Origin of the sequence: Micromonospora sp. NBC_01638, from assembly GCF_045209745.1 — a bacterium.
Lineage (GTDB): Bacteria > Actinomycetota > Actinomycetes > Mycobacteriales > Micromonosporaceae > Micromonospora.
Genome location: NZ_CP109273.1, coordinates 680,839 through 706,190, shown reverse-complemented (window position 1 = coordinate 706,190; position 25,352 = coordinate 680,839). Strand labels below are relative to the sequence as shown.

Annotated in this window: 17 protein-coding genes, 1 tRNA gene and 4 pseudogenes; 15 read left to right on the top strand and 7 right to left on the bottom strand. The window is 71.4% G+C overall.

The annotated features are described in order from the left end of the window. Window positions 1–5: 5 nt before the first annotated feature. The 3 genes from gltX to OG811_RS03125 are packed head-to-tail and all read right to left on the bottom strand — an operon-like array spanning window position 6 to window position 4,090. On the bottom strand, window positions 6–1,415 hold the full coding sequence (gene gltX / locus OG811_RS03135; RefSeq protein ID WP_406071978.1) for a glutamate--tRNA ligase: 1,410 nt from the start codon (window positions 1,413–1,415) through the stop codon (window positions 6–8). A gap of 51 nt (window positions 1,416–1,466) precedes the next feature. Further along, window positions 1,467–2,744, bottom strand: coding sequence for an MFS transporter (locus OG811_RS03130; RefSeq protein ID WP_406071977.1), 1,278 nt, complete (start codon window positions 2,742–2,744; stop codon window positions 1,467–1,469). Further along, entirely contained in the window at window positions 2,741–4,090 is a 1,350-nt protein-coding gene (locus tag OG811_RS03125) for a GH1 family beta-glucosidase (RefSeq protein ID WP_406071975.1), read from the bottom strand. Before OG811_RS03125 ends, OG811_RS03130 begins: the two co-directional genes overlap by 4 nt. 188 nt (window positions 4,091–4,278) lie before the next feature. Here OG811_RS03125 and OG811_RS03120 point away from each other — a divergent pair, with 188 nt between their 5' ends. Beyond that, window positions 4,279–4,728 (top strand): SRPBCC family protein, encoded by a 450-nt coding sequence (locus tag OG811_RS03120; RefSeq protein WP_406071974.1) that lies wholly within the window; start codon window positions 4,279–4,281, stop codon window positions 4,726–4,728. Window positions 4,729–4,901: 173 nt separating this feature from the next. Here OG811_RS03120 and aceE read toward each other — a convergent pair whose 3' ends face one another. Further along, complete coding sequence (aceE, locus tag OG811_RS03115) at window positions 4,902–7,640, bottom strand: pyruvate dehydrogenase (acetyl-transferring), homodimeric type (protein ID WP_406071972.1); 2,739 nt, start codon at window positions 7,638–7,640, stop codon at window positions 4,902–4,904. A 229-nt stretch (window positions 7,641–7,869) separates the two neighbouring features. Between aceE and OG811_RS03110 the strand changes: the two genes are divergently transcribed. The 9 genes and pseudogenes from OG811_RS03110 to OG811_RS03070 all read left to right on the top strand — a co-directional run bounded on the left by OG811_RS03110 (window position 7,870) and on the right by OG811_RS03070 (window position 15,411). Then, window positions 7,870–8,274, top strand: coding sequence for a YjbQ family protein (locus tag OG811_RS03110; protein WP_406071971.1), 405 nt, complete (start codon window positions 7,870–7,872; stop codon window positions 8,272–8,274). A gap of 356 nt (window positions 8,275–8,630) precedes the next feature. Further along, the gene (locus OG811_RS03105) at window positions 8,631–9,035 is read left to right on the top strand and encodes a MarR family winged helix-turn-helix transcriptional regulator (RefSeq protein ID WP_406075474.1); all 405 of its coding nucleotides are present in this window, start codon (window positions 8,631–8,633) and stop codon (window positions 9,033–9,035) included. A 51-nt stretch (window positions 9,036–9,086) separates the two neighbouring features. Continuing rightward, a pseudogene (locus OG811_RS03100) lies at window positions 9,087–9,429 on the top strand (transketolase); the annotation flags it as partial. A 161-nt stretch (window positions 9,430–9,590) separates the two neighbouring features. Continuing rightward, window positions 9,591–11,591 (top strand): annotated as a pseudogene (locus OG811_RS03095) (thiamine pyrophosphate-dependent enzyme); the annotation flags it as partial. Window positions 11,592–11,703: 112 nt separating this feature from the next. Continuing rightward, a complete protein-coding gene (locus tag OG811_RS03090; RefSeq protein ID WP_272612865.1) occupies window positions 11,704–12,141 on the top strand; it encodes a DUF3052 domain-containing protein in 438 nt (145 codons plus the stop codon). An 85-nt stretch (window positions 12,142–12,226) separates the two neighbouring features. Continuing rightward, a complete protein-coding gene (locus tag OG811_RS03085) occupies window positions 12,227–12,691 on the top strand; it encodes a peroxiredoxin (RefSeq protein WP_406071970.1) in 465 nt (154 codons plus the stop codon). Window positions 12,692–12,768: 77 nt separating this feature from the next. After that, window positions 12,769–12,843: transfer RNA gene (locus OG811_RS03080), tRNA-Val, on the top strand. 344 nt (window positions 12,844–13,187) lie between these two features. Beyond that, window positions 13,188–14,612, top strand: coding sequence for a rifampin monooxygenase (gene rox, locus OG811_RS03075; protein WP_406075473.1), 1,425 nt, complete (start codon window positions 13,188–13,190; stop codon window positions 14,610–14,612). Window positions 14,613–14,781: 169 nt separating this feature from the next. Beyond that, window positions 14,782–15,411, top strand: coding sequence for an HAD-IA family hydrolase (locus OG811_RS03070; protein ID WP_406071969.1), 630 nt, complete (start codon window positions 14,782–14,784; stop codon window positions 15,409–15,411). Window positions 15,412–15,424: 13 nt separating this feature from the next. Here the strand turns inward: OG811_RS03070 and OG811_RS03065 are convergent, their stop codons facing one another. Next, window positions 15,425–16,360: a phosphotransferase gene (locus OG811_RS03065; RefSeq protein ID WP_406071968.1), complete on the bottom strand. Its 936-nt coding sequence runs from the start codon at window positions 16,358–16,360 to the stop codon at window positions 15,425–15,427. 345 nt (window positions 16,361–16,705) lie between these two features. Here OG811_RS03065 and OG811_RS03060 point away from each other — a divergent pair, with 345 nt between their 5' ends. Further along, the gene (locus OG811_RS03060) at window positions 16,706–17,848 is read left to right on the top strand and encodes a polysaccharide pyruvyl transferase family protein (protein WP_406071966.1); all 1,143 of its coding nucleotides are present in this window, start codon (window positions 16,706–16,708) and stop codon (window positions 17,846–17,848) included. 8 nt (window positions 17,849–17,856) lie between these two features. On the opposite strand, the gene OG811_RS03055 is transcribed toward OG811_RS03060, so the two are convergent. Next, window positions 17,857–18,063: a hypothetical protein gene (locus OG811_RS03055; RefSeq protein WP_406071965.1), complete on the bottom strand. Its 207-nt coding sequence runs from the start codon at window positions 18,061–18,063 to the stop codon at window positions 17,857–17,859. A gap of 234 nt (window positions 18,064–18,297) precedes the next feature. Between OG811_RS03055 and OG811_RS03050 the strand changes: the two are divergent. The 3 genes and pseudogenes from OG811_RS03050 to OG811_RS03040 form a co-directional block, all read left to right on the top strand. Next, window positions 18,298–19,333: pseudogene (locus tag OG811_RS03050) on the top strand (ATP-dependent helicase); the annotation flags it as partial. Window positions 19,334–19,404: 71 nt separating this feature from the next. After that, window positions 19,405–21,570: pseudogene (locus OG811_RS03045) on the top strand (DEAD/DEAH box helicase); the annotation flags it as partial. 79 nt (window positions 21,571–21,649) lie between these two features. Next, complete coding sequence (locus OG811_RS03040; protein ID WP_406071964.1) at window positions 21,650–22,558, top strand: SWIM zinc finger family protein; 909 nt, start codon at window positions 21,650–21,652, stop codon at window positions 22,556–22,558. Between the two features lie 4 nt (window positions 22,559–22,562). Here OG811_RS03040 and OG811_RS03035 read toward each other — a convergent pair whose 3' ends face one another. Further along, entirely contained in the window at window positions 22,563–22,820 is a 258-nt protein-coding gene (locus OG811_RS03035) for a DUF3040 domain-containing protein (protein WP_110565672.1), read from the bottom strand. 430 nt (window positions 22,821–23,250) lie between these two features. Here OG811_RS03035 and OG811_RS03030 point away from each other — a divergent pair, with 430 nt between their 5' ends. Further along, window positions 23,251–25,350, top strand: coding sequence for a DUF1800 domain-containing protein (locus OG811_RS03030; protein WP_406071962.1), 2,100 nt, complete (start codon window positions 23,251–23,253; stop codon window positions 25,348–25,350). Window positions 25,351–25,352: the final 2 nt, after the last annotated feature.

Sequence of the window (25,352 nt, the reverse complement as noted above, 5' to 3'; positions counted from 1 at the left end):
TGCGGTCAGACCAGGCGGAGCCGGGCGGCGCGCATCCGGGTCAGGGCGCGCTCGCGACCGAGCACCTCCAGCGACTCGAACAGCGGCAGGCCCACCGTACGGCCGGTGACCGCGACCCGGACCGGCGCCTGCGTCTTGCCGAGCTTGAGGCCACGCTCGGCGCCGACCGCCTCCAGCGTCGACTTCAGTGACTCGGCATCCCAGGACTCCAGCGTCTCGAACGCCGCGACGGCGGCGTCCAGCAGCTCGGCGGAGCCGTCCTTCATCGTCTTGGTCCAGGCGGCCTCGTCGATCAGCGGCGAGGCCAGGAAGAGGAAGTCGACGTTCGGCACGATCTCGCTGAGCACCGTGATCCGGGTCTGGGCCAGCGCGGCGACAGCGGCGAACGCGTCGGCGTCGAACTCCTCCGGCTGCCACGGCGGCGGCGCGATGGTCCCGGTGCCTGTCAGCCACGGCTGACAGGCGTCGATGAACTCGGCCACCGGCAGCGCGCGAATGTATTCACCGTTGAACGCGCGCAGCTTTTTCTCGTCGAAGAACGCGGGGGAGGGGTTGACCTCGTCGAGCCGGAACTCGTCCTCGATGACCGACCAGGGGACGATCTCCCGGTCCCCGGAGGGTGCCCAGCCGAGCAGCATCAGGTAGTTGCGCATCGCGCCGGCGAGGTAGCCCTCCTCGCGGTACGCCTCCAGGGCGACCTTGTCCCGGCGCTTGGAGAGCTTCTGCCGCTTCTCGTTCACCACCACCGGCACGTGGGCCCAGACCGGCGGCTTGACCCCGAGGGCGTCCCAGAGCAGCTGCTGCTTGGGAGTGTTGGGCAGGTGCTCCTCGGCCCGGATCACGTGGGTGATCCCCATGGTCATGTCGTCGACGACGTTGGCCAGCAGGAAGACCGGCGAGCCGTCGCCCCGGGCGATGACGAAGTCCTCGATCAGCCGGTTCTCGAAGGTGGGCTCCCCGCGGATCAGGTCGACCACCACGGTCGTGCCCTCGTCCGGCGTACGGAAGCGCAGCGCGTGCCCCACGCCGGGGCCGAGGTCGCGGTCGCGGTGGTAGCCGTCGTAGCCCTGGTACTGCGAGCCGGTGCGGGCCTGCACGTCCTCGCGGGTGCAGTCGCAGTAGTAGGCGCGGCCCGAGTCGTGGAGGCGGGCGGCGGCGGCCCGGTGCTCGCCGGCGTTCTCCGACTGGAAGTGCGGGCCCTCGTAGCTGCCCCGGGAGATGCCGATCCAGTCCAGCGCGGAGAGGATGCCCTCGGTCCATTCGGGCTTGTTGCGCGCCGCGTCGGTGTCCTCGATGCGCAGCACGAACACCCCGCCCTGCTGCTTGGCGTAGATCCAGTTCTGCAGTGCCGAACGGGCACCGCCGACGTGGAACATACCGGTCGGGGAAGGGGCGAAGCGCACACGTACCGTCACGTGCCCCAGCCTACGGCGACCGTCGAAGGCTTTCCGCCACCGCCCCCTGACTCAGGGGACCGAGCGGATCTTGACGACCAGGGCGCTGCCGAGCAGGGTGACCACGGCGGTGACCGCGTAGAGCGTGGGGTAACCGCCCAGGTACACCACGAGCGGGGCGGAGAGCGCCGGGCCGAGCACCTGCGGCGCCGAGTTGGCGATGTTGATGACGCCGAGGTCCTTGGCCCGGTCGGTGGCCCGGGGCAGCACCTGGGTGATCAACGCGGCGTCCACCGAGAGGTAGACGCCGTAGCCGGCGCCGAGCAGCAGCGCCGCGACGATCGCCGTCGGCCAGACCGGCGCGACCGCGAGCAGCAGCGCCGCCACCGCCATGATCAGCCCGGAGGTGATCACGTAGATCTTGCGGCGCCCGGAACGGTCCGACAGCCGGCCGGCGACCACCGCGGTCAGCATCATGCCGAGCGTGTAGAGCAGGATCAGCACCAGCAGGCCAGCCTCGGGATCGGGGTGGTGCACCCCGTCGGTGAGGAAGTACAGCAGGTAGAGGGTGCCCAGCGCGTTGCCGAGCTGGACCAGGAACCGGGTGATCCAGGCCCAGGCGAAGTCCGGGTGCCGACGCGGGCTGATCCACATCGAGGCCAGCAGCGCCCGCGTCCGCAGCGCGGGTCGGTGCGTACGCGGCAGCGGTTCGTCGGGGGTGAACAGGGCGAACGGCAGCGACAGCAGCAGGATGGCCACGGCGATGGCCAGGTAGCCGGCGGCGTTGCCGGTGACCACGGCGGTGACCAGCACCGCGCCGAGCACCAGCCCGAGCGCCTGCGGGATGCCCACCCAACCCGACACACCGCCGCGCTGGGTCACCGGGACCCGGTCCGGGATGGCGGCGGTGAGGCTGGCCAGCATCGCGTTGAAGCAGACCTGGGCGGCGACCCAGCCGAGGGCGACCCCGAGGATGGTCCGCTGTTGGGCCAGCAACACCAGGGCCGCCGCGCCGAGCAGGGCCCCGCCCGCCGTCCAGACGTGCCGGCGACCGAACTCGCGGCCGGCCACCCGCAGGCAGGTCCGATCGGAGAGCGCGCCCGTGAGCGGGTTGGCGAGCACCGCGGCCAGCGCACCAAGGCCGGTGACCACGGCCAGCATGTTCTCCTTGTCGCCGGGCGCGATCTGCTCGATCTGCTGCGGCAGCAGCACCTGGATGGGCGTGAAGAACGCCATCCAGACCCCGAGGTTGGCGGCGAAGATCAACCCGATCCAGCCGCGTCGTACCGGCACGGTCGGTTCGGCGAGCGCGGCCGGCAGCGACGCCGGCGTCGGGTCGAAAGTGGTCACCGCGCCGACCCGTCCCGGGAGGCCGCGATCACGTCCCGCAGCCAGGTGTACGAGGACTTCGGCGTACGGGTCTGGGTGGCGTAGTCGACGTGCACCAGGCCGAAGCGCTTGGTGAACCCCTCGGCCCACTCCCAGTTGTCCAGCAGCGACCAGACGAAGTATCCGCGTACGTCCACCCCGTCGTCGATGGCGTCCCGGACCGCCCGCAGGTGCCCGTCGAGGTACGCGATCCGCTCCGGATCCGCCACCTGCCCGTCCGCGTCCGGTGCGTCGTCGTACGCGCAGCCGCTCTCGGTGATCTCGATGGGCGGCAGTGCGTCCCCGTACGTTTCGCGCAGCCAGCCGAGCAGTTCGTGCAACCCGTCGGGGGCCACCGGCCAGTCGAAGGCGGTCCGCGGATAGCCGTCCAGCGGCACCAGGTCGAACGGCAGCGGCGAGCCCTCCTCGGCGGCCCGTACGCCGGTGGGGTTGTAGTAGTTGACCCCGAGCACGTCGATCGGTGCGGCGATCGTGTCGAGGTCGCCGGGGCGGACGACGCTCGGGTCGAAGCCGGGCAGCTCCGGGTAGCCGCGGCCGAGCAGCGGGTCGGTGAAGAGTCGGTTGTGCAGCGCCTGGTAGGCCTCCCCGGCGGCCCGGTCGGCGTCGCGGTCGCCGAGCACCCGCACGGGCGAGTAGTTGTTGGCGATCGCCACCGGGCTGGCGGTGTGGGCCCGCAGAGCGGCGACGGCGAGCCCGTGCCCGAGCAGTTGGTGGTGGGCGACCGGAAAGGCGTCGAAGAGCAGCATCCGGCCGGGGGCGTGCACGCCCATGCCGTAACCGAGGCTCATGTGGATGAACGGCTCGTTGAGGGTGATCCAGAGTCGGACCCGGTCGCCGAGCCGGGCGGCGGTCTTCTCGGCGTACTCGGCGAAGCGGGCGGCGGTGTCGCGGTGCAGCCAGCCGCCGGCGTCTTCGAGGGGTTGCGGCAGGTCCCAGTGGTAGAGGGTGGCCACCGGGTCGATGTCGGCGGCCAGTAACTCGTCCACCAGGCGGTCGTAGAAGGCCAGGCCGGCCGCGTTGGCCGGGCCGGCGCCGGTCGGCTGGACCCGGGGCCAGGCGATGGAGAACCGGTACGCGGAGACACCCAACCCGGCCAGCAGCGCGACGTCCTCGGTGTGCCGGTGGTAGTGGTCGCAGGCCACCTCGCCGCTGCTGCCGTCGCTGATCTGCCCGGGGGAGTGCGCGAAGGTGTCCCAGATGGACGGACCGCGCCCGTCGGCCGTGGTGGCCCCCTCGATCTGGTGGGCCGATGTGGAGACGCCCCAGCGGAAGCCGGTGGGGAACTGGGGCATCGGTGCGGTCGACATGCGCCCTCCCGGTCAACGTGAAACGTGTTCGGGACTTTAGGACGCTCTCGATGAATGCGCCATAGGCCGGCCTGGCGCAATGCGCAATGGTTGATCGGCGTGTCTTTTTCCGAACCCGTCCTGGTAAGTCCGATTTAACGCATAGAGTGCCGATATCGTGGGATGTCCTCACCGGAGGAAAGACGGAAATGATCCTCGTTGAACGCAGTGCGCACGTGGCGGCGCCAATTGAAGTGGTCTGGGATGTCGTCCAGCGGGCCGAGCAGTTGCCGGCCTGGCTGGCGGGGGTCCGCGCGGCCGAAGTGCTCTCGGGAGAGGGCTTCGGGCGGCGACAACTGGTCCAGGCGGGGCGCGGCTCGGCGCACGAGGCCGAGGTGATCGCCTACCAGGAGCCGACGCTGATCGGCTGGCGGGAACGGGCCAGGGGCGCCGGTGCCCGGGCGGAGGCGCGCACCGAGATCTACGTCCAGCTCACCTCCGACGAGGAGGAAGAGGGCGGCACCATCGTGCGGCTCATCGTGGTCCGCTGGCCGGCCGGCCCGGTCAAGGCGGCCATGCTGCGCCTCGGACTGCGTCGGGTCGGCGCCGACCTGGAGGACTCGCTGGCCCGGCTCACCGACCTGGCCGCCGTCGGCTGACGAGCGCCCATCCTCCCGGCGTCACCCGCGACGGCGGTGGCCCGGATCCCCGCCAGGGACCCGGGGCCACCGCCGCTTCCGCCCTCCCGCTCTTCGAGGGCAGGTGTGGTGTGGTGGTCGTACCGAAAAGGGCCCGGCGCGGGTGCGCCGGGCCCTTCCTCGTCGTGCTGGGGTCAGCTGTCGCCGCCGGTCTCGCCGACCGGGGCGGCGTTGACGTCGTCGATCGCGTACTTCTTGGCGGCCTCGGCCGGCACAGTGACCGCCACCGCGCCGCTGCGGGCGAGCTGCCGCAGCGTGGCCACCACGATCGACTCGGCGTCGACGTGGAAGTGCCGGCGCAGCGCGTGCCGGGTGTCCGACATGCCGAAGCCGTCGGTGCCGAGCGACGTGTAGTCGCCGGGCACCCAGCGGGCGATCAGATCAGGCACCGCCCGCATCCAGTCGCTGACCGCGACCTTCGGCCCGTCCGCATCGGCCAGCTTCTGCTGGATGTACGGAACCTTCGCCTCGGCGCCAGGGTGGAGCAGGTTGTATTCCTCGGCCTCCACCGCGTCGCGGCGCAGCTCGGTCCAGGAGGTCACCGACCAGACGTCGGCGGCCACCCCCCAGTCCTGGGCGAGCAACTCCTGGGCCTTGAGCGCCCACTGCATGCCGGTGCCGGAGGCGAGCACGTTGGCCTTCGGGCCGTCGACCTGCGGTGCCGGGGAGTAGCGGTAGATGCCCTTGAGCAGGCCCTCCACGTCCACGTCGGCCGGCTCGGCCGGCTGCAGGGTCGGCTCGTTGTAGACCGTCAGGTAGTAGAAGACGTTCTCCTGCGCGTCCCCGTACATCCGGTGCAGGCCGTTCTCCATGATGTGCGCGATCTCGAACGAGAACGCCGGGTCGTACGCGACCACCGCCGGGTTGGTGGCGGCGATCAGCATCGAGTGGCCGTCCTCGTGCTGCAGGCCCTCACCGTTGAGCGTGGTCCGCCCCGCGGTCGCGCCGAGCAGGAAGCCCCGCGCCATCTGGTCGGCGGCCGCCCACAGCCCGTCGGCGGTCCGCTGGAACCCGAACATCGAGTAGAAGATGTACATCGGGATCATCGGCTCGTCGTGGGTGGCGTACGCCGAGCCGGCCGCGGTGAACGAGGCGACCGAGCCGGCCTCGTTGATCCCCTCGTGCAGGATCTGCCCGGTCGTCGACTCCTTGTACGACAGGAACAGCTCGCGGTCGACCGAGGTGTAGCGCTGGCCGTGCGGCGAGTAGATCTTCGCGGTCGGGAAGATCGAGTCGAGACCGAAGGTACGGGCCTCGTCCGGGATGATCGGCACCCAGCGCTTGCCGAACTCCTTGTCCTTCATCACGTCCTTGAGCAGCCGGACGAAGGCCTGCGTGGTGGCCACCTTCTGCTTGCCCGAGCCGCGTTTGACGTCGGCGAACCGCTCCGGGCCGGGGATGGCCAGCCGCTTCGTGCTGGTCCGCCGGGACGGCAGGTACCCGCCGAGCTGCTCGCGCCGCTCCTTGAGGTACTGGATCTCCTCGGACTTCTCACCCGGGTTGTAGTACGGCGGCAGGTAGGGGTTCTCCTCCAGCGCCGAGTCCGGGATGTCCAGGTAGAGCCGGTCGCGGAAGGTCTTCAAGTCCTCCAGCGTCAGCTTCTTCATCTGGTGGGTCGCGTTGCGGCCCTCGAAGTGCGAGCCGAGCGTCCAGCCCTTGATCGTCTTCGCCAGGATGACGGTGGGCTGACCGGTGTGCTCGGTGGCCGCCTTGTAGGCCGCGTAGAGCTTGCGGTAGTCGTGCCCACCCCGCTTGAGGTTCCAGATCTCGTCGTCGCCGAGCGGGTCGACCATCTTGCGCGTACGCGCGTCGCGGCCGAAGAAGTGCTCCCGCACGTACGCGCCCGACTCCGCCTTGTAGGTCTGGTAGTCGCCGTCGGTCGTGGTGTTCATGAGGTTGACCAGCGCGCCGTCGGTGTCCGCGGCGAGCAGCGGGTCCCACTCGCGGCCCCAGACGACCTTGATCACGTTCCAGCCGGCACCCCGGAAGAACGACTCCATCTCCTGCATGATCTTGCCGTTGCCCCGGACCGGGCCGTCCAGCCGCTGGAGGTTGCAGTTGATCACGAAGGTGAGGTTGTCCAGCTCCTCGCGGGCGGCCACGCCGATGGCGCCGAGCGTCTCCGGCTCGTCCATCTCGCCGTCGCCCAGGAACGCCCAGACGTGCTGCTGGGAGGTGTCCTTGATGCCGCGGTGCTGCAGGTACCGGTTGAACCGGGCCTGGTAGATCGCGTTCAGACCGCCGAGGCCCATCGAGACGGTGGGGAACTCCCAGAAGTCCGGCATCAGCCGCGGGTGCGGGTACGAGGGCAGCCCACCGCCGGGGTGCGACAGCTCCTGGCGGAACCCGTCAAGCTGGTGCTCGCTGAGCCGCCCCTCCAGGAACGCCCGCGCGTACATACCGGGGGAGGCGTGACCCTGGTAGAAGATGTGGTCGCCGCCGCCCGGGTGGTTCTTGCCCCGGAAGAAGTGGTTGAAGCCCACCTCGTAGAGCGACGCCGAGCTGGCGAAGGTGGAGATATGCCCGCCGACGCCGATCTCCGGGCGCTGCGCCCGGTGCACCAGCATGGCGGCGTTCCACCGGACGTACGCCCGGATCCGCCGCTCGACGTGCTCGTCACCCGGGAACCACGGCTCGCGCTCCGGCGGGATGGTGTTGATGTAGTCGGTGGTGGTCAGGGGCGGAACGCCGACCTGGCGCTCACGGGCCCGCTCCAGCAGGCGCAGCATGACGTAACGGGCGCGTTTGGCACCGCGGTCGTCGATGACACCATCAAGCGACTCGACCCATTCGCTGGTTTCTTCAGGGTCGATGTCCGGAAGCTGGCTCGGTAGGCCGTCGCTGATCACCGGGCGCTTGCGTTCCGTAGCCACAGGCGTTCCCTCGATTGTGTGTGGGATAGGTCTCTAGCACCATCCTGCCCCCTGGTGGCACCCCTCGTCACGTCTAGGTCCCCCGGACGCGATGCTGAACACAGGTACCCGCCGGTAACTTAGCGCTACGGCTCGCCTGCGCTCTTGTTCGAGTTCCTTTCCGTGGTGCCATGAACGGGCGGACGAGTGGTTGCAGCCCCGGATCCCGCCCTGCGGCAGAATGCGACGTATGCGTAGCGACGTGATCACCGTCCAGACCGGGTCCCGCCCGACCGTCCGGGACATCACCGCAGAGGCCCAGCAGTTCGTCTCCAGTGAGGGCGACGGCCTGCTGCACGTGTTCGTGCCGCACGCCACGGCCGGCCTGGCGATCATCGAGACCGGGTCGGGCTCCGACGACGACCTGCTCAGCGCGCTGGACGACCTGCTCCCCACCACGGACCGCTGGCGGCACCGACACGGCTCGCCCGGCCACGGCCGCGACCACGTGCTGCCGGCGTTCGTCCCGCCGTACGCCACGCTGCCGGTGCTCGGCGGACGGCTGGCGCTGGGCACCTGGCAGTCGATCTGCCTGGTCGACACCAACCGCGACAACCCGACCCGCCAGGTCCGCTTCTCCTTCCTCCCGACCTGACCCGCCACCCTCCCCGCCCCCGCCCCCGCCCCCGCCCCCGCCCCCGCCCCCGCCCCCGCCCCCGCCCCGCCCCGCCCACCCTCCCCCGCTGATCTAGGGAGAGTTGCCGTCAGTCGATCTCCAATAGCGGCAATATTCCCTAGATCGACGCGTGGGGCGGGGCGCGCGTGGGGGGCGGGGCGCTCATGGGGGGCGGGGCGCGGCGGCGGGGTGGGCGGGGTGCGGCCGTTGTGCTCGTTGAGGTGAGCGACGGCGGTGGGGCGCTTGCGTACGATGTGGCCGTGACGCAGGAGGCGGGTTCCGCAGCAGGTGGACCGGGGGATCGGGTCGGTCTCGCCGCTGATGTGGTGCGCCGGATGGCGCACGTGACCGCCGCCCTGCGACACCGGCAGGGCTCCGAGTTCGCCGAGTTGGGGCTCACCCCGGCGGCGGCCCGGGCGTTGCACGAGCTGGACCCGGACCACCCCCTGCCGGCCCGCGACCTCGCCGAGCGGCTGAGCTGCGACCGGTCGAACGTGACGGTGCTGGTCGACAAGCTGGAGCAGGCCGGGCTGGTCGAGCGTCGCACCGACCCGGCGGACCGTCGGCAGAAGACGTTGGTGGTGACGGGGAAGGGCCGCGGCGTGCGGGATCGGGTGGTCGAGGTGATGTCCGACTCCCGACTCCTTTCCGGGCTGACCGACCGGGAGCTGAGCACCCTTCGTGACCTGGTCTGGAAGGTGTCCGACGGTGGCTGTCCGGAGCCCTGCGGGCCGGAGTGAGTCGACCCGTGCCGGCCGTGTCCCACTGGGCGACCATGGCTCCCGTCGGTAATGCTGTCCGACGTGACCACCCCGCAAGACCTCGACGACCGGTTCCGGGAGACGCTGGCGGCGCTGCCCGCCGCGGAGCGGCGGCGTGACCCCGCCGACCCGGTCACCGATGACGCCCCACTGACCGGCGCGCAGGTGCTGGATCTGTTCGACGCGCAGGTGACAAGCCGGCAGCTCGACCTGGCCGGCCGCTGGTTGCGCAGCTTCGGGGAGGGTTTCTACACCATCGGCTCGGCCGGGCATGAAGGCAACGCCGCGGTCGCCGCCGCGCTGCGCCCCACCGATCCGGCGCTGCTGCACTACCGCTCCGGCGCCTTCTACTGCCTCCGCGCCGCGCAGGCCGACACCGACCCGACACCGACCGCCAACGGCGAGCCGTCCGGGTCTGAGCCGCCCGATTCCGAGCCGTCCGGGTCTGAGTCGCCCGATTCCGAGTCGCCCGATTCCGAGCCGTCCGGGTCTGAGCCGTCCGATTCCGAGCCGTCCGGGTCTGAGTCGGCCCTGGCCGCGCCGACGGGCGGTGGCTTCGCGGCGTACGCGGACGCGGCCCGGGACGTGTTGCGCGGGATGGTCGCCTCCAGTCGGGAGCCAATCGCCGGGGGCCGGCACAAGGTCTTCGGCCGGGCTGACCTGGCCATCGTGCCGACCACCTCCACCATCGCCTCGCACCTGCCCCGCGCGGTCGGGTTGGGGCTGGCCGTGGAGCGGCTGCGCCGGATGGACAGCGCCGGGCGGCGTACCGGGGCCGGGATGCGGGTCGGCAGCGGGGCGGGCGCGGCGCACGCCCCGTGGCCACCGGACGCGATCGTGGTCTGCTCCTTCGGCGACGCCTCGGTCAACCACGCCTCCGCCACCGCCGCCTTCAACACCGCAGGCTGGTACGACCACGCCGGGCTGCGCATCCCGGTGCTCTTCGTCTGCGAGGACAACGGGCTGGGCATCAGCGTCCGCTCGCCGGAGGGCTGGGTCGAGGCGACCCTGCGGGCCAAGCCGGGCATCCGCTACCTGAGCGCGGACGGGGCCGACCCGGTGCAGACGTACGCGGTGGCGGCGGAGGCCGCGGCCTGGGTACGCCGGAACCGGCGGCCGGCCGTGCTGCACCTGCGCACCGTACGGCTGATGGGGCACGCCGGGGCGGACGCGGAGTCGGCGTACCGTAGCCCGGCTGAGCTGGCCGAGGACCTGGACCGGGATCCGGTGGCCGCCACCGCGCGGCTGCTCGTCGACGCCGGCGTGGCGACCGGCGAGGAGCTGCTGGCCCGGTACGACGAGACCGGCTGGCAGGTACGCCGGCTGGCCGAGGAGGTGCTGGGCGAGCCGAAGCTGACTTCCGCGGCCGACGTGGTGTCGGCGCTGGCGCCCCGCCGTCCGGTGCGGGTGGCGCGGGCGGTGGCCGACGCTGCGGCGCGGGCCACCGGGCCGGGCGCGGGTGCCCGGGCGGAGGCGTTCGGCGGCAAGCCGCCGGAGCTGGCCGGTCCGATGACCCTGGCGCAGAGCATCAACGCGGCGCTCGCCGACGGGATGCTCGACCACCCGCAGATGGCGATCTTCGGTGAGGACGTGGCCGCCAAGGGTGGCGTGTACGGGGTGACGAAGGGGCTGCGCGACCGCTTCGGGGCGGCCCGGGTCTTCGACACCCTTCTCGACGAGACGTCGGTTCTCGGGCTGGGCCTCGGCGCGGGCCTGGCCGGGATGCTGCCGGTGCCGGAGATCCAGTACCTGGCGTACCTGCACAACGCTGAGGACCAGCTGCGCGGCGAGGCGGCCACCATGCAGTTCTTCTCGCAGGGGGCGTTCCGCAACCCGATGGTGGTGCGGGTGGCCGGGCTGGCGTACCAGGAGGGGTTCGGCGGGCACTTCCACAACGACAACTCGGTGGCCGTACTCCGGGATGTGCCCGGTCTGGTGGTCGCGGTGCCGGCACGGCCGGACGACGCCGCGCCCATGCTGCGGACCTGCCTGGCCAGCGCGGCGGTGGACGGCAGCGTCTGCGTGTTCCTGGAACCGATCGCGCTCTACCACACCCGCGACCTGTACGCCGAGGGTGACGGGGAGTGGCTGGCCGGCTATCCGGAGCCGGGCGGGTGGGTGGCTGGGCACGTGCCGATCGGGCGGGCCCGGGTCTACCGGATCGGCTCGGCCGACGACCTGACCATCATCACCTTCGGTAACGGGGTGCGAATGTCGCTGCGGGCCGCCGCCGTCCTCGCCGAGGAGGGGGTGGGCACCCGGGTGGTGGACCTGCGCTGGCTGGCCCCGCTGCCGGTGGCCGACATCATCCGGGAGTCCTCGGCGACCGGCCGGGTGCTGGTCGTGGACGAGACGCGCCGCTCCGGCGGTGTCGGCGAGGGGGTGATCGCCGCGCTGGTCGACGCCGGATATGTCGGTGCCGCACGGCGAGTGGCGGGAGTTGACTCGTTTGTACCATTAGGTCCGGCAGCACGTCAGGTTCTGGTCTCCGCGCAAGCCATTACCGACGGTGCCCGTACGCTGCTGGCACGGTAAATTCCGTTCCACCCGGTGCGCCACTTGCGCGGGGACGCACAACTGTGTGGACTCTGCCTGACGGCGTCGCACCGACGCCGCGAGCAGGGACGAGATGAGGAGGCATGCGACAGTGAGCGCGACCGCTGGTCAGGCCGCAGACGGGGTACGCAGCCTGGCGGACCGGTTCGGAATGGAACCGGGGATGGTCGTCATGGAGATGGGGTACGACGACGACGTCGACCAGGATCTCCGGGACGCCCTGACCGACCGCTGTGGAGAGCTGGTTGACGAGGACACCGACGAGGTGGTCGACGCGGTGCTGGTCTGGTATCGCGACGGCGACGGTGATCTTTTCGAGCTTCTCGTCGATGCCCTCGGCCCGCTGGCCGACAACGGGGTCGTGTGGCTGCTCACCCCGAAGGCGGGGCGTGACGGGCATGTCGAGCCGAGTGAGGTCGCGGAGTCCGCGCCCACCGCCGGCCTTCAGCAGACCTCGACCGTCAACGCCGGCCGGGACTGGAGTGGCGCACGTCTGGTGCTGCGCCGAGGGGCCAAGGCCAAGAAGTAGCCCGCGCCGCTTCGCGCGCCCGGCGGTCCGCACCGCCGGGTGGCAGGCTGGTGCCGTTTCCCCGACTCGACCGAGGAGAGTTCGCATGCCGATCGAGGTTGGTGCCGAGGCGCCGGACTTCGTGCTGAAGGACCAGAACAACCAGGAGGTCCGCCTCTCGGACTTCCGGGGCAAGCGCACCGTCCTGCTGGTCTTCTACCCGCTCGCCTTCACCGGCACCTGCCAGGGCGAGCTGTGCGAGGTGCGGGACAACCTCGACGAGTACGTGAACGACGACGTCCAGGTGCTGACGGTCAGCGTCGACTCGGCCTACAGCCACAAGATCTGGGCCGACCGTGAGGGCTACCAGTTCCCCATGCTGGCCGACTTCTGGCCGCACGGAGCCGTCGCCCAGGCGTACGGGGTCTTCAACGACGTCGCCGGCTTCGCCAACCGGGGCACCTTCGTCATCGACAAGACCGGCGTGGTCCGCTTCGCCGAGATGAACGGCCCGGGTGAGGCCCGCGACCAGCAGGGCTGGCGCAGGGCCATCGCCGAAGCGACCGGCTGACCGGGGTACGCCGTGCAACCGGGCCGGTGGCGAGCAGGGTAAGCTGGCCAGCCACCGGCCCGCCGCACGGGCGATCCGGGCGCGTAGCTCAGTGGGAGAGCACCCGCCTTACAAGCGGGGGGTCGCAGGTTCGAAACCTGCCGCGCCCACCACCACCCCCTCCGACCCGGGTGAACGTCGAGGGCGTGCAGCAGGCTGGGAAAGGGATTGGACGAGATGATGCTCGGGCTTGTAGCTTGCAGTTGACCGCGACACTGCGCGAGGAGGTGAGACCCATGAACGCTGTATCGATGTGGGTGCTCCCCCTTTCTGTCACGGTCGGGCGATTGACGTAGGTGTCGTCGGGAGCGCCTCGCCAACAAGGCCCTCCCGAAAGGCAACACCTATGGACTCTCTGCAGTTCACCGCCGCGCCGTCGTCGAACGATTTGGTCGAGCGCGTGGGCGATGTCCCCGGCCTCCCAGCGCCGGCCTCCGGCACCGATCGCGCGCCCCTCATGTTCGACGTGATCATTGCCGGGTGCGGGCCAACTGGTGCGATGCTGGCCGCCGAACTGCGGCTGCACGATGTGCGGGTACTCGTCCTGGAGAAGGAAACCGAGCCCGTGTCGTTCGTCCGCATAGTCGGTCTGCATATTCGCAGTATCGAGCTGATGGCGATGCGTGGGCTGCTGGAGCGCATTCTCGAACACGGAAGGCAGCGTCCGGCCGGCGGCTTCTTCGCCGCCATCAACAAACCCGCGCCCGAGGGCCTGGATTCCGCGCACACCTATCTGCTGGGCATCCCGCAGCCGGTCATCGTTCACCTGCTCGAAGAACATGCGATCGAACTGGGGGCGCAGGTCCGGCGCGGTTGCGCGGTGGCCGATTTCGAGCAGGACGACGACGGTGTGACCGTCGAGCTGGCCGACGGGGAACAGCTGCGTACGCGCTATCTCGTCGGCTGTGACGGCGGGCGCAGCACGGTGCGCAAACTGCTCGGCGTCGGCTTCCCCGGCGAGCCCTCGCGGACCGAGACGCTGATGGGCGAGATGAAAGTGGGTGTGCCGCAGGAGGAGATCGCCGCCAAGGTGACCGAAATCCCCCAGATCAACAAGCAATTCTGGCTCAGGCCCTTCGGTGACGGGGTCTATAGCGTCGTAGTCCCGGCCGCGGGAGTCAGCGATCGCGCTGCACCGCCCACCCTTGAGGATTTCGCACAACAGTTGCGCACCATCGTCGGGACCGATTTCGGCGTGCACTCCCCGCGCTGGTTGTCCCGCTTCGGGGATGCCACCCGGCTAGCCGAACGTTATCGGGTCGGGCGGGTGCTGCTGGCCGGCGATGCGGCGCACATCCATCCACCCATCGGCGGACAGGGCCTCAATCTGGGCGTTCAGGACGCATTCAACCTTGGCTGGAAACTGGCCGCACAGATCCGCGGCTGGGCGCCGGAAACACTGCTGGACACCTACCAGTCCGAACGTCGTCCGGTCGCCGAGGACGTGCTGGACAACACCCGCGCCCAGATAGAACTGTCGTCCACCGAACCGGGCCCGCAGGCCGTGCGCAGGCTGCTCACCGAACTGATGGACTTTGACGAGGTGAACCGCTATCTGATCGAGAAGATCACCGCGATCGGCATCCGCTACGACTTTGGCGCGGGCCCCGACCTGCTCGGCCGCCGCCTGCGCGACATCGACGTGAAACAGGGCCACCTCTACGGTCTGCTGTATCGCGGCCGTGGCCTGCTGCTGGACCGCACCGAACGCCTGACCGTCGGCGGCTGGTCGGACCGGGTCGATTACCTCGGGGATCCCACTGCGGTACTGGATGTTCCGGGCGTCCTGCTACGCCCCGACGGCCACGTCGCCTGGATCGGCGACGATCAGCAGGACCTGGACGACCACCTCTGCCGCTGGTTCGGCGAGCCCGCCAACTAATCTCGCCTGCGCTGTCGGCTGCCAGGAGTTGGGAGGTCGTGCTGTCCCGCGCCGTGGACGAGGCGTACAACCTGGTGTTGTGTTGGAAGGCCCGGCGGAGGGGTGGGGGAACGGTCGACGCGGTCGATTTGTTCTCATTGTCGTCTGACGAGCGGCGGGGAGCGTGATCGTGAAACTGGCAGGTATTGGCGCGGTGCTGTTCGACATGGATGGCACCCTGGTCGACTCCGACGCCGCCGTCGAGCGGGCCTGGGAGCGGTGGGCCGCCGAGTACGCCGCCGACCCTGCTGCGGCGTTGGCGATCGCACACGGCAGGCCCGCCGACCAGACCATTCGCTGGCTGCTGCCCGCGCTCGACGACACCACGGTCGCCGCTGCGGCGGCACGGCAGCTCGCCTTGCAGTACGACGACCTCTCCGACGTGACGGCCACCCCCGGGGCGCACGAACTGCTGGCCACGCTGGCCCGGCTGGGGCTGCCCTGGGCGGTGGTGACCAGCGCCGACGCCCGGCTGGCCGAGGCCCGGCTCGGTGCCGCCGGCATCGTTGCGCCCGTGCTGGTCACGGTGGAGGACGTGAGCGTCGGCAAGCCGGACCCGGAGGGTTACCTGCGGGCCGCCGCGCTGCTGGACGTACCCGTGGCGCGGTGCCTGGTCGTCGAGGACGCCGAGGTCGGCCTGCGGGCCGGGCGCTCGGCCGGCGCGCTGACCGCCGCGCTGAAGGGGCTCGATGGCGACCTGCGCCTCGACGACCTGGCGCAGCTGGCCCGCCAGTTGGAGTCGGCGCCGACGCCACGCTGACCACCCCAGCGCGTCAACGGAGGCGGGCGGCCAGCCAGGGGAGCAGAGCGTGGGCCTGGGCCTGCTGGAACGCGCGGACGGTGGGGATGCCGGGCGGCGGCGGGCGGCGAGCGCTGTCGGCGAAGAACCCGGCCAGCCCGGCGTACACCCCGCTGAGCGCGATCGGGTCGACCTCGGCGGTGAGGGGTAGCCGGCGCAGCAGCGCCTCGGTGTCGTGCCCGCCGTGCAGCCGGACGTTGACCAGCAACAGCGCGGTGTCCAGCCAGGCCGGCCCCCGGCAGGCCCACGGCCAGTCGACGACGGTGACCGTGCCGGTCGCGTCGAGCAGCAGGTTGTCGGCCCGTACGTCCACGTGGCAGAGCGTGTCACCGGTCAGCGCGGCGAGGCCCTGGTCGGCGGCGGCACGCAGCTGGTCCAGGTGCTCCCGGGCCCAGGGGTCTAGCAGGTCCGGTGGGTCGGCGGCGATCCGGTGCCAGCCGGCGAAGTCCTGGGCCAGCAGCTCGGCGGCGGTCGGCACGTCCGTCACCGGGCTCGGGGTGAGCGCGGCGGCCATCACCTCCAGGGCATTCAGCACGCGGGTCAGTTCGTCGGCCTGCCACGGGGTGGCCGGGTGCCGACCGTCCACGTCGGAGAAGACCAGCGCCACCCACTCGCCGTCGTCGTGACAGCCCAGCAGTCGGGGCGTCGGTGCCGAGGCCGGCAGCGCGGCGGCGGTGCGGGCCTCCGCGCGGTGCATGGTGGGGCTGTCCGGGTTCTGCGCCGGGCTGATCGCCTTGACGAACGCCCGCAAGCCGGTCGCGGTGCGGACCCGGTCCGCCGTGCCTGGCGAGTAGCCGCCCGGCTGGGACACCGCCTCGACGACCCGATCGCCGATGATGTCCTGCACCGACGCCCGGACCCGCTCCGGCAGGTCCGCCCATCCGATTCGGCCCGCAGCCCGCTCCACCATCCCGTCACGGTGCCCCTGCCCCGCCCCCCGGACAATCGATTTTCCCCACCCCGCACCCCCGCCCGGGTCGGTGACACCGAGGTCGGTGGGATCTGGGTGATCGTGCCCGGGACGGCCGGCGCGACGGACACGTCCGCTCCCAGCGTGCCTGGATCCACAACATCGAGGTGCACCCGGCGCACCGGGGACGCGGACACGCACGGGCCCAGCAGATGGCGAAACGGATCGACCCGGCGGGCTGAGCCGGCGGCGCGGCCCGGAAGCGACCCCAGGACGGCCCCCGGCAGGACTGTTCACCTGCCCATCGGGAAACCGGCGCGAACCGCACCTGGGGAGGAGCGACGGATGACGCACGGCAACGGCCTGACCATTGGTGTGCTCGGCTCGTACGGTGGGCGAAACCTCGGCGACGAGGCGATCCTCACCGGCCTGCTCACCGATCTGCGTATGCAGGAACCGAATGCCCGAATCATCGTCTTCTCCCGCAACCCGGAGCACACCCGGGCCGCCCACCCGGACGTCGAGGCGGTGCCCTGGGAGGGCGTCAGCCGTACCGACTCGGCCCTGGTCCTCGCCCAGCTCGACCTGCTCATCCTCGGCGGCGGCGGCATCCTGTACGACCGGGAGGCCCGCCGCTACCTGCGGGTGGTCCGGGTCGCTCAGGAGCGTGGCCTGCCCCTGATCACGTACGCGGTGGGGGTCGGGCCGCTCAGCGACGCGGTGGACACCGGCATGGTCCGGGAGACGCTCGCCGGCGCGACCCAGGTGACCGTCCGTGACCAGGAGTCTCGGATGGTGCTGGAGGAGGCCGGCCTGCTCAACCCGATCACGGTCACCGCGGACCCGGCGTTTCTCCTGCAGCCGGAGGACTTCCCGGCCCACCTGCTGGCCGAGGAGGGTGTGCCGGTCGGTAAGCGGTTGGTCGGAATTAGCGTGCGGGAGCCGGGGCGGGCCGCCGAACGGCTCGACGTGGACGGCTACCACCGGCTGCTGGCCCAGATCGGTGACTTCCTGGTGCATCGGATCGACGCGTACGTGCTGTTCGTGCCGATGGAGCGTGACGACATCCGGCACGCCCACGGCGTGCTCTCACACATGGTCGCCGCTGAGCGGGGCCGGATCCTGCACGGCACCTACTCACCGCAGCAGGTGCTCGGGCTGATGCGCCACTTCGACCTGGCCGTCGGCATGCGCCTGCACTTCCTGATCTTCGCGGCGATGGTCGGCACACCGTTCCTGCCCCTGCCGTACGCCGGCAAGGTCTTCGACCTGGCCCAGCGCCTCGGCGTGCCGGCGCTACGGGGCGTGGAGCGGGAGGTCGAGGGGCCGCTACTGGCCGAGGTCGACCGGCTCTGGGACGAGCGGGAGCAACGCGCCGAGGCCACCGCCCGACGGGTGGCGGAGGTGTGCGATCAGGCGCGCGGCACCTCAAACGTCACCCGCGGCGTGTTGGAGAGCCTGCGCAGCCAGACCCTCACCCAGGTCTGAGCGGGCGGTCACACCGCGGGGCCGGTCCACCGGTAGCGCCATTCGCGGGCCTCTTCGTGGGCGGACTCCAACTCGTAGATCTGCGCCTCGGCCAGCCCACCTGGGCCGAGGTGATGGTGGGTCAGCGGCGGACGACCGTTGCTGTCCAGTTCGACGGTGATGCTCTGCCCGTCCGCCGTGCCACCGACGAGAAGGATCTGCACGGATGAAGCCATGCGCCCATCCTGCCCCTCGTGCCGCCCGCCCGCAGGGATAGCGGGGGCAGCGATCTCCACCGTGCCGTGCGCGCCCGGGTCATCCCGCGATCTTGCACATTCTGCCCCAACATAAGGTGCAAACCACCGCATACCTCCGACACGAACTGCAAGATCGCGCAGGGGTCGGGTCGCGGCGAGTGTTGCTCGGTGCGGCCGCCTATCCTGGGCGCGGGCGGCGACGAGGGGGAGCAGGTGCTGGTCATCCACGGGCTGTGGGAGCCCTGCGACGGCTCGGCCGGCGGCCTCGCCCTCTGGGCCGAGGACAGCGCCGCGCCGCCCGTGCCGGCCCGCTCCGGCCGGCCGCCCCGGGAACGCCCGCACCCCTTCGCCGCCGGGCACGCCGACCTGGCCGCCGTCCTCGCCGACGCCGCCGAGCCGGCCCGCCCCGCCACCGCGCTGCTCACCCTGCCCACCCGGGCCGGCGCGCCGACCGACTCGCCAGAGCTGATCCGGACCGCCGTCGCACCTGCGGCCCGCAGCCGGCTCACCCTGGCCGGGTGGCGGGTCCCCGTGCTGGTGTACGCCCCGGACGACGCGCTGTCGCTGCTGCGCGCCCTGGACGAACTCCCGGCGGCGCCCGGGGCCACCCTGCGCCACTTCGCCGAGTTGGCCGACTTCGCCGCCGACCTGGTGACCCGTGGCCGCGTACTCCCCGGCGTCCGTACGACCCCGGCGATCACGACCCCGGCCCGTGCGACTCCAGCCCACACGACCCCGGCGAGGGCGGCCGTGGCGGCGTCGGGCCCCGGCGCGCAGGTGCTGGCGCGGGCGGTCTGGCGTCCCCTGCTGACCGGCACCGACGCCGGCTGGGCGCGGTCGCTGGCGCTGGCCCTGCCACCAGCCGCCCGAGCCGTCATCGTGCCGGCCGCCGCCGTGCAGCCCACCGCGAGCACCGCGCTGGACGTGATCAGCCCACCCACCGCCGCGCCGGCGACTGACGGGTTGACCGGCACCGAACTGACCGCCGCCGAGGTGGTTGCGGATGCGCTCGACGCGCTGACCGACGCCGCCGCGCGGGCTGCTCTGGCGACCACCACGCTGGCCCGAGGGCTGCGGCCGGGTGGCCCGGCGCCGGCGTGGTTGGCCGCGCTCGCCAGCCCTCAGCGTGACTTCACCGTCGACCCGGCGGCGTTGGCCACCCTCGAAGCCGAGCTGGACGTCTGGCAGCGCGACGCTGCCGGTGGCCCGGTGCGGGCCAGTTTCCGCCTGGTGGAACCGGCTCCAGACGAGGTCACCGAACCGATCCTGGCCACCCGCCCGGTGCCGGGCGACATGTCGCCGGTGGTGGTCGAGCCGACCGGTGGCGCGCGCTGGCGGCTGGAGTTCGGGTTGCAGGCGGCCGACGAGCCCGGCCTGCACGTCGACGCCGGGCAGGTCTGGCGGGCGCCGCAGACGCTCGGCGGGCTGGCCGGCCGTACGACCAGCCCGCAGGAGACGCTGCTCGCCGAGCTGGGCCGGGCCAGCCGGCTCTGGCCGGACCTGGACGCCGCGCTGCGCACCGCCGCCCCCGAGACGATGGAACTCGACGTCGAGGGGGCTCACCGGTTCCTCAGTGCGGGTGCCCCGGTGCTGCACGCGGCCGGCTTCGGGGTGCTGCTGCCCTCCTGGTGGCAGCGCCCGTCGGCGCGGCTCGGCGCCCGGTTGCGTGCCCGCAGTCGCACCGCGCCGGGCACCGTCGCGGGCGCCGACGCCGGTGTTGGTCTGGACGCCCTGGTCGACTACCGCTGGGAAATCGCGCTCGGTGACCAGCCGCTGTCCGCCGACGAGTTGGCGGCGCTGGCCGAGTTGAAAACCCCGCTGGTGCGGCTACGCGGCCGGTGGGTGGAACTGGACCCGGGGCGGCTCGCCGCCGGTCTGCGCCTGCTCCGCTCCACCGGCGAGTTGAGTGTCGCCGACCTGCTCCGCCTGGGCCTGGCCGACGGCGAGGCCACCGGGGCGCTGCCGGTGCTGGAGGTGACCGCCGACGGGGCGCTGGGCGACCTGCTCGCCGGTGCCGTCGAGCGACGCCTCACCCCGCTCGACCCGCCGCCGGGCTTTCAGGGGACGCTACGGCCGTACCAGCAGCGCGGGTTGGCCTGGCTGGTTTTCCTGCGCTCGCTCGGCCTGGGTGGCGTGCTCGCCGACGACATGGGGCTGGGCAAGACGGTGCAACTGCTCGCGCTGCTGGCCGGGGATCCACCGGAGACCGGACCGACCCTGCTGGTCTGTCCGATGTCGCTGGTCGGCAACTGGCAGCGGGAGGCGGCGCGGTTCACCCCGGGGCTGCGTGTGCACGTACACCATGGTGCCCAGCGGGCGCGGGGCGCGGAGTTCACCGCGGCCGCGCACGGCGCGGACCTGGTCCTCACCACCTACTCGGTGGCGGCCCGCGATGCCGCTGACCTGGCCGGCATCGACTGGCACCGGGTGGTGGTCGACGAGGCGCAGGCAATCAAGAACGCGTCGACCCGGCAGGCCGAGGCGGTCCGTGCGTTGCCCGCCCGACAGCGGGTGGCGGTGACCGGTACGCCGGTGGAGAACCGGCTCGCCGACCTGTGGTCGATCATGCAGTTCGCCAATCCGGGCCTGCTCGGGCCGGCTGCGACGTTCCGTAAGCGGTTCGCCGAGCCGATCGAGCGGCACGGCGATGCCGAGGCCGCCGAGCGGCTACGCCGGATCACCGGCCCGTTCGTGTTACGCCGACTCAAGACCGATTCGTCGATCATCTCGGACCTGCCGGAAAAGCTTGAGATGGAGGTGCTCTGCAACCTCACCGCCGAGCAGGCCGCCCTGTACCGGGTGGTGGTCGACGACATGCTCGCCCGGATCGAGACCAGCGACGGCATCGAGCGACGCGGCCTGGTGCTGGCCACCATGACCCGGCTCAAGCAGGTCTGCAACCACCCCGCTCAGCTGCTGCGCGACGGCTCGCCACTGGAGGGCCGCTCCGGCAAGCTGGCCCGGCTGACCGAGATCCTGGAAGAGGTGCTGGCGGCGGGGGAGCGGGCGCTGCTGTTCACGCAGTACGCTGAGTTCGGTGCGATGCTGCGCGGTCACCTGTCGGCGCGGTTCGGCCGGGAGGTGCTGTTCCTGCACGGCGGCCTCGGCAAGGCCGAGCGGGACGCCATGGTGCAGCGCTTCCAGTCGGCGGACGGGCCGCCGCTGTTCGTCCTGTCGCTCAAGGCGGGCGGCACCGGGCTCACCCTGACCGCCGCCAATCACGTGGTGCACGTGGACCGGTGGTGGAACCCGGCGGTGGAGGACCAGGCCACCGACCGGGCGTTCCGGATCGGACAGCACCGACGGGTGCAGGTCCGCAAGTTCGTCTGCGCCGGCACGGTGGAGGAAAAGGTGGCCGCGATGATCGCGGACAAGCGCAGCCTCGCCGAGCGGGTGGTTGGCACCGGCGAGCAGTGGATCACCGAGTTGTCCACCGGCCAGTTGCGTGAGCTGTTCGCCCTGGAAGCCGGGGCGGTGGTGGAGTAGTGAGCGAGCGGAGCGAGCGAACCATCAGACACCGCAGCGTTGTGCCTCGCGTCAGCGCGGAGCGCAGCGGAGCGCTGGCGTGAGTACGGACCGGTTCGCCGACTACGGGCGCCCCCGCCGGGTCGACGGGGGTCTGCGGGCACGCAGCGCCCGGGGTGCGATCGGCCGTTCCTGGTGGTCCCGGCGTTTCCTGGAGGTGCTGGAGTCGTTCGCGCTCGGCACCCGGCTGACTCGGGGCCGCTCGTACGCACGGGCCGGTCAGGTGCTCACGCTCGGCATCACGCCCGGACGGGTCAGCGCGGTGGTGCAGGGTTCCCGGCCGCAGCCGTACCAGGTGTCCATCGCCCTGGAGCCGTTTCCGGCCGCGCTCTGGTCCCGAATCGAGGCGGAGTTGGCCGGGCAGGCGTTCTTCAGCGCCCGGCTGCTCGCCGGGGACCTTCCCGACGAGTTGGAGGAGCTGTTCGTCGCCGTCGGCGCGCCGCTTTTCCCAGCCGGCGTGAACGAGCTGACCCAGCGGTGCAACTGCCCCGACTTCGCGGTGCCGTGCAAACACCTCGCGGCGACGTTCTATCTGCTGGCCGAAGCGTTCGACGCGGACCCGTTCGAGCTGTTGCACTGGCGCGGTCGGTCCCGCGCGGAACTGCTCGACGAGCTCCGCGCCCGGCGGGTCGAGGCCACCGGCGTCGCCCTGCCACCCCAACCCGTCAACTTACCGTCCGAACCGGACGGTCCCAACTCGACTGTCGGTGTGGTGGCGCCGGTCGGCGCGGCCCGTGCCCTCGTCGGGCTGTCGGCGACACCGCTGGCGGAGGCGGCGGACCGCTTCTGGATGCCGCCGGTGCCGCTGCCCGATCGACCGCCACGTCTGGTGACCGGCCCGGACCTGCTGCTGCGCCAACTCGGGGCGCCAGCCCCGGCCATCGGCGGGCCGGGACTACTCGAACGGTTGCGCCGCGCGTACCGGGCGTTCGACCCGACCGAACGGTGAGCCGTCACGTCCAGCGGCGGCGGAACCGCCACATGATCGCGGCATTGGCCACCAGCACCACCGCGCAGATCGCGCCGGTCAGTCGGCCGGCGAACACGGCTATCGCCGGCAGCGACGCCCACAGCACGATGGTCAACAACATCAGGTAGCGGCCCCTGCGGGCTCGGACCCGGTGGTCCAGCCGGGCAAAGAAGGCCGGGTCACTCTCCCGGAGCTGACGGGTGATCTGGTCGAATCTGCGCTGATCCTCTTTGCTGAGCATGGCGCTGCCTTCCCCTCACGCGTCCAGCGGTTCGGCGGCATACCCGCTGCGGTGGGGGCTAACGCTCACCCGATGCTGCTACTTTCCTCCACGCGAGAGCACCTCATGTCCGGCTTACCGAAACCTTAAGTTTGCCTGTGGTGGTGAACAGCGCGGAACGTGTCGCGTAGGACGGCGAGGTCCGATCCGTGCCCGGCTGCCGTGCGTACGCCCTGCTGGGAAGGTCCGCGTAGATCGCCGGCCCCCGACCTGCCGCCGACGTCGCACTGAGCGCTGTCTTAAGTGCCCTCACGAGGGTGTTCAGCCCACCTTGAAGGCCCGTGGGGCCTTGGTTACCTTGCCGTAGCAACCCCCTCAGGCAACAGTCGCCGCACCTGCCGCACCTGCCCGGTCGCAGCTTCCGGCGCTCATCAGAAATCGGGATTGGTACATGGCCGACCAGAATGTGCCACCACGCCGACCGCGGGACGACCACGGTTGGGACGGACGCCAGCACCACAGCGCGGACGGCTACGGCGAACCCAACGCAGCCGCGCCCTACGGGTACGACTCGCCCAACCCCTACCAGGGCGGCTACCCGGCGCAGGCCGACCCGCGCGAGCAGCACGGCGACGGTTACGCGCACGTTGGGCAGCCCGCCCCAGCCCCGCGCGGGCCGCAGTGGGTCGGCCCGGAGGGTCTCGGCCAGTCAGCTCCGGCGCGGCCCGTCGGCACCGGACTGCCCACCTTCGACGATGACGACGAGTCGATTCGCAAGGTCGGCCGGCGCAAGGCGATGGTGGCCCTCGGCGGCACCGCCGCTGTCGTCGCCGGTGGTGCGGCACTCGCCATGACCCCGCAGATCCGCGGTCTCTTCGGGGACGGGGCGGCGGCTGGCGACGCGACCGGCAGCACGGTGACCGACGGCACCGCGGCGCGGCCCAGTGGCCAGCAGCCCAGCACGGTGCGCACCTACACCGAGCAGAACGAAAGCTACATGGGCTCCCGGGCCGGCGAGGCGCTGAAGAAGAACGCGCCGGCCGGTGGACGGACCTTCTCCGGCCCCGCTGCGGCCGCGGCGGCGACCCAGGTGACCGTGAAGACGGTGCTGGCCAAGGACCCGATCCTGCACCTGGCCCGGCGGACCACCTTCGGGGTGACGCCCGCGGTCGTCGCCGACATCAAGAATCAGGGCATCGACGCCTGGATCCGCGCCCAGCTGGCCCCGGAAAAGATCGAGCCGAGCAAGGCCGAGCTGAAGCTCGCCGAGCTGCCCACCCAGAAACTCAGCGTGCAGCAGCTGCGCGACCAGCGGGACAAGCTCAACGACCAGGGCGCCCAGCCGGAGCGGGAGATGGTCGACGCCACCATCGCCCGGCAGATCTGGTCCAAGCGCCAACTGTTCGAGGTGATGGTCGACTTCTGGAACGACTTCCTGCACGTCGCCTCCGACTTCGACGGCGGCGAGGTGTACCGCAACTCGTTCGATCAGGACGTCATTCGTCAGCACGCGCTGGGCAGCTACCCGGAGATGCTTATCGCCGCGAACAAGCATCCCGCGCTGCTGATCTACCTGAACCAGAAGGACTCCCGCAAGGACGCGATCAACGAGAACCTCGCCCGGGAAAACCTTGAGCTCTACTCGGTCGGCGTCGACGGCGGCTACAAGGAGCCGGACGTCCGGCAGGCGGCCATGCTGCAGACCGGCCGCGGCGTCGACGACAAGGGCAAGTACGTCTTCCGGCCCGAGCAGCACTACGTCGGCAAGGTGAAGATCCTCGGCTTCAGCCACGCGAACAACTCGGCCGACCCGAAGAAGGCCGAAGCGGCGATCGACGCGTACATCACCTACATCGCGCTGCACCCGTCGACCGCGAAGTACGTTGCGCAGAGCCTGGCGACCCGGTTCGTCTCGGACACCCCGCCGAAGTCCCTGGTGGACCGGCTGGCCAAGACGTACACGACCAACAAGGGCATGATCAAGCCGGTGCTGATGGCGCTGTTCTGCTCCTCGGAGTTCTGGGCCGGTGTGGGCCAGAAGGTGCGCCGGCCAATGGAGTACCTGGTCGCCACGTACCGCACCCTGGGCGTCTCGCCGGACCCGTCGCCGAAGCACGACAACGGCGACAACAAGCGCACCCCGTACGCCCGGGGCCTGCGGCAGATCCACGACAAGCTGCGCGAGCTGGGCCACTTCCCGATGGGTCAGCCCACCCCGGACGGCTACCCGGACGTCTACATCGCCTGGACCTCCGCCGGCACCATGGTCAACGGCTGGAACGAGGCGGGCGAGATCGTCGCCGGCTACCGCACCGCCTTCACGTACACGGCACCGGAGAAGCTCGTCGGCAAGCCGCCGGCCACCGCCGGGGCGTACGTGGACGCGCTCTCCCTGCGCCTGGTGGGCCAGAAGCTGAGCACGCGGGAGAAGAACCTGATCCTCGGCGTGGCCGGCGTGCCGGCGACCGCCAAGGTCGACGCCACGTTCAACGGGGCCATCACCGCCGTCGCGCGGGCGATCCTCGCTTCCCCCCAGCACCACCTCAGGTGAGG

Bases quoted from the DNA above. Each gene is read 5' to 3' on its own strand.
- OG811_RS03125 (WP_406071975.1), bottom strand. From the start codon at position 4,090: ATGTCGACCGCACCGATGCCCCAGTTCCCCACCGGCTTCCGCTGGGGC.
- OG811_RS03120 (WP_406071974.1), top strand. From the start codon at position 4,279: ATGATCCTCGTTGAACGCAGTGCGCACGTGGCGGCGCCAATTGAAGTG.
- OG811_RS03110 (WP_406071971.1), top strand. From the start codon at position 7,870: ATGCGTAGCGACGTGATCACCGTCCAGACCGGGTCCCGCCCGACCGTC.
- OG811_RS03105 (WP_406075474.1), top strand. From the start codon at position 8,631: ATGGCGCACGTGACCGCCGCCCTGCGACACCGGCAGGGCTCCGAGTTC.
- OG811_RS03085 (WP_406071970.1), top strand. From the start codon at position 12,227: ATGCCGATCGAGGTTGGTGCCGAGGCGCCGGACTTCGTGCTGAAGGAC.
- rox (WP_406075473.1), top strand. From the start codon at position 13,188: ATGTTCGACGTGATCATTGCCGGGTGCGGGCCAACTGGTGCGATGCTG.
- OG811_RS03065 (WP_406071968.1), bottom strand. From the start codon at position 16,360: ATGGTGGAGCGGGCTGCGGGCCGAATCGGATGGGCGGACCTGCCGGAG.
- OG811_RS03060 (WP_406071966.1), top strand. From the start codon at position 16,706: ATGACGCACGGCAACGGCCTGACCATTGGTGTGCTCGGCTCGTACGGT.
- OG811_RS03055 (WP_406071965.1), bottom strand. From the start codon at position 18,063: ATGGCTTCATCCGTGCAGATCCTTCTCGTCGGTGGCACGGCGGACGGG.
- OG811_RS03035 (WP_110565672.1), bottom strand. From the start codon at position 22,820: ATGCTCAGCAAAGAGGATCAGCGCAGATTCGACCAGATCACCCGTCAG.
- OG811_RS03030 (WP_406071962.1), top strand. From the start codon at position 23,251: ATGGCCGACCAGAATGTGCCACCACGCCGACCGCGGGACGACCACGGT.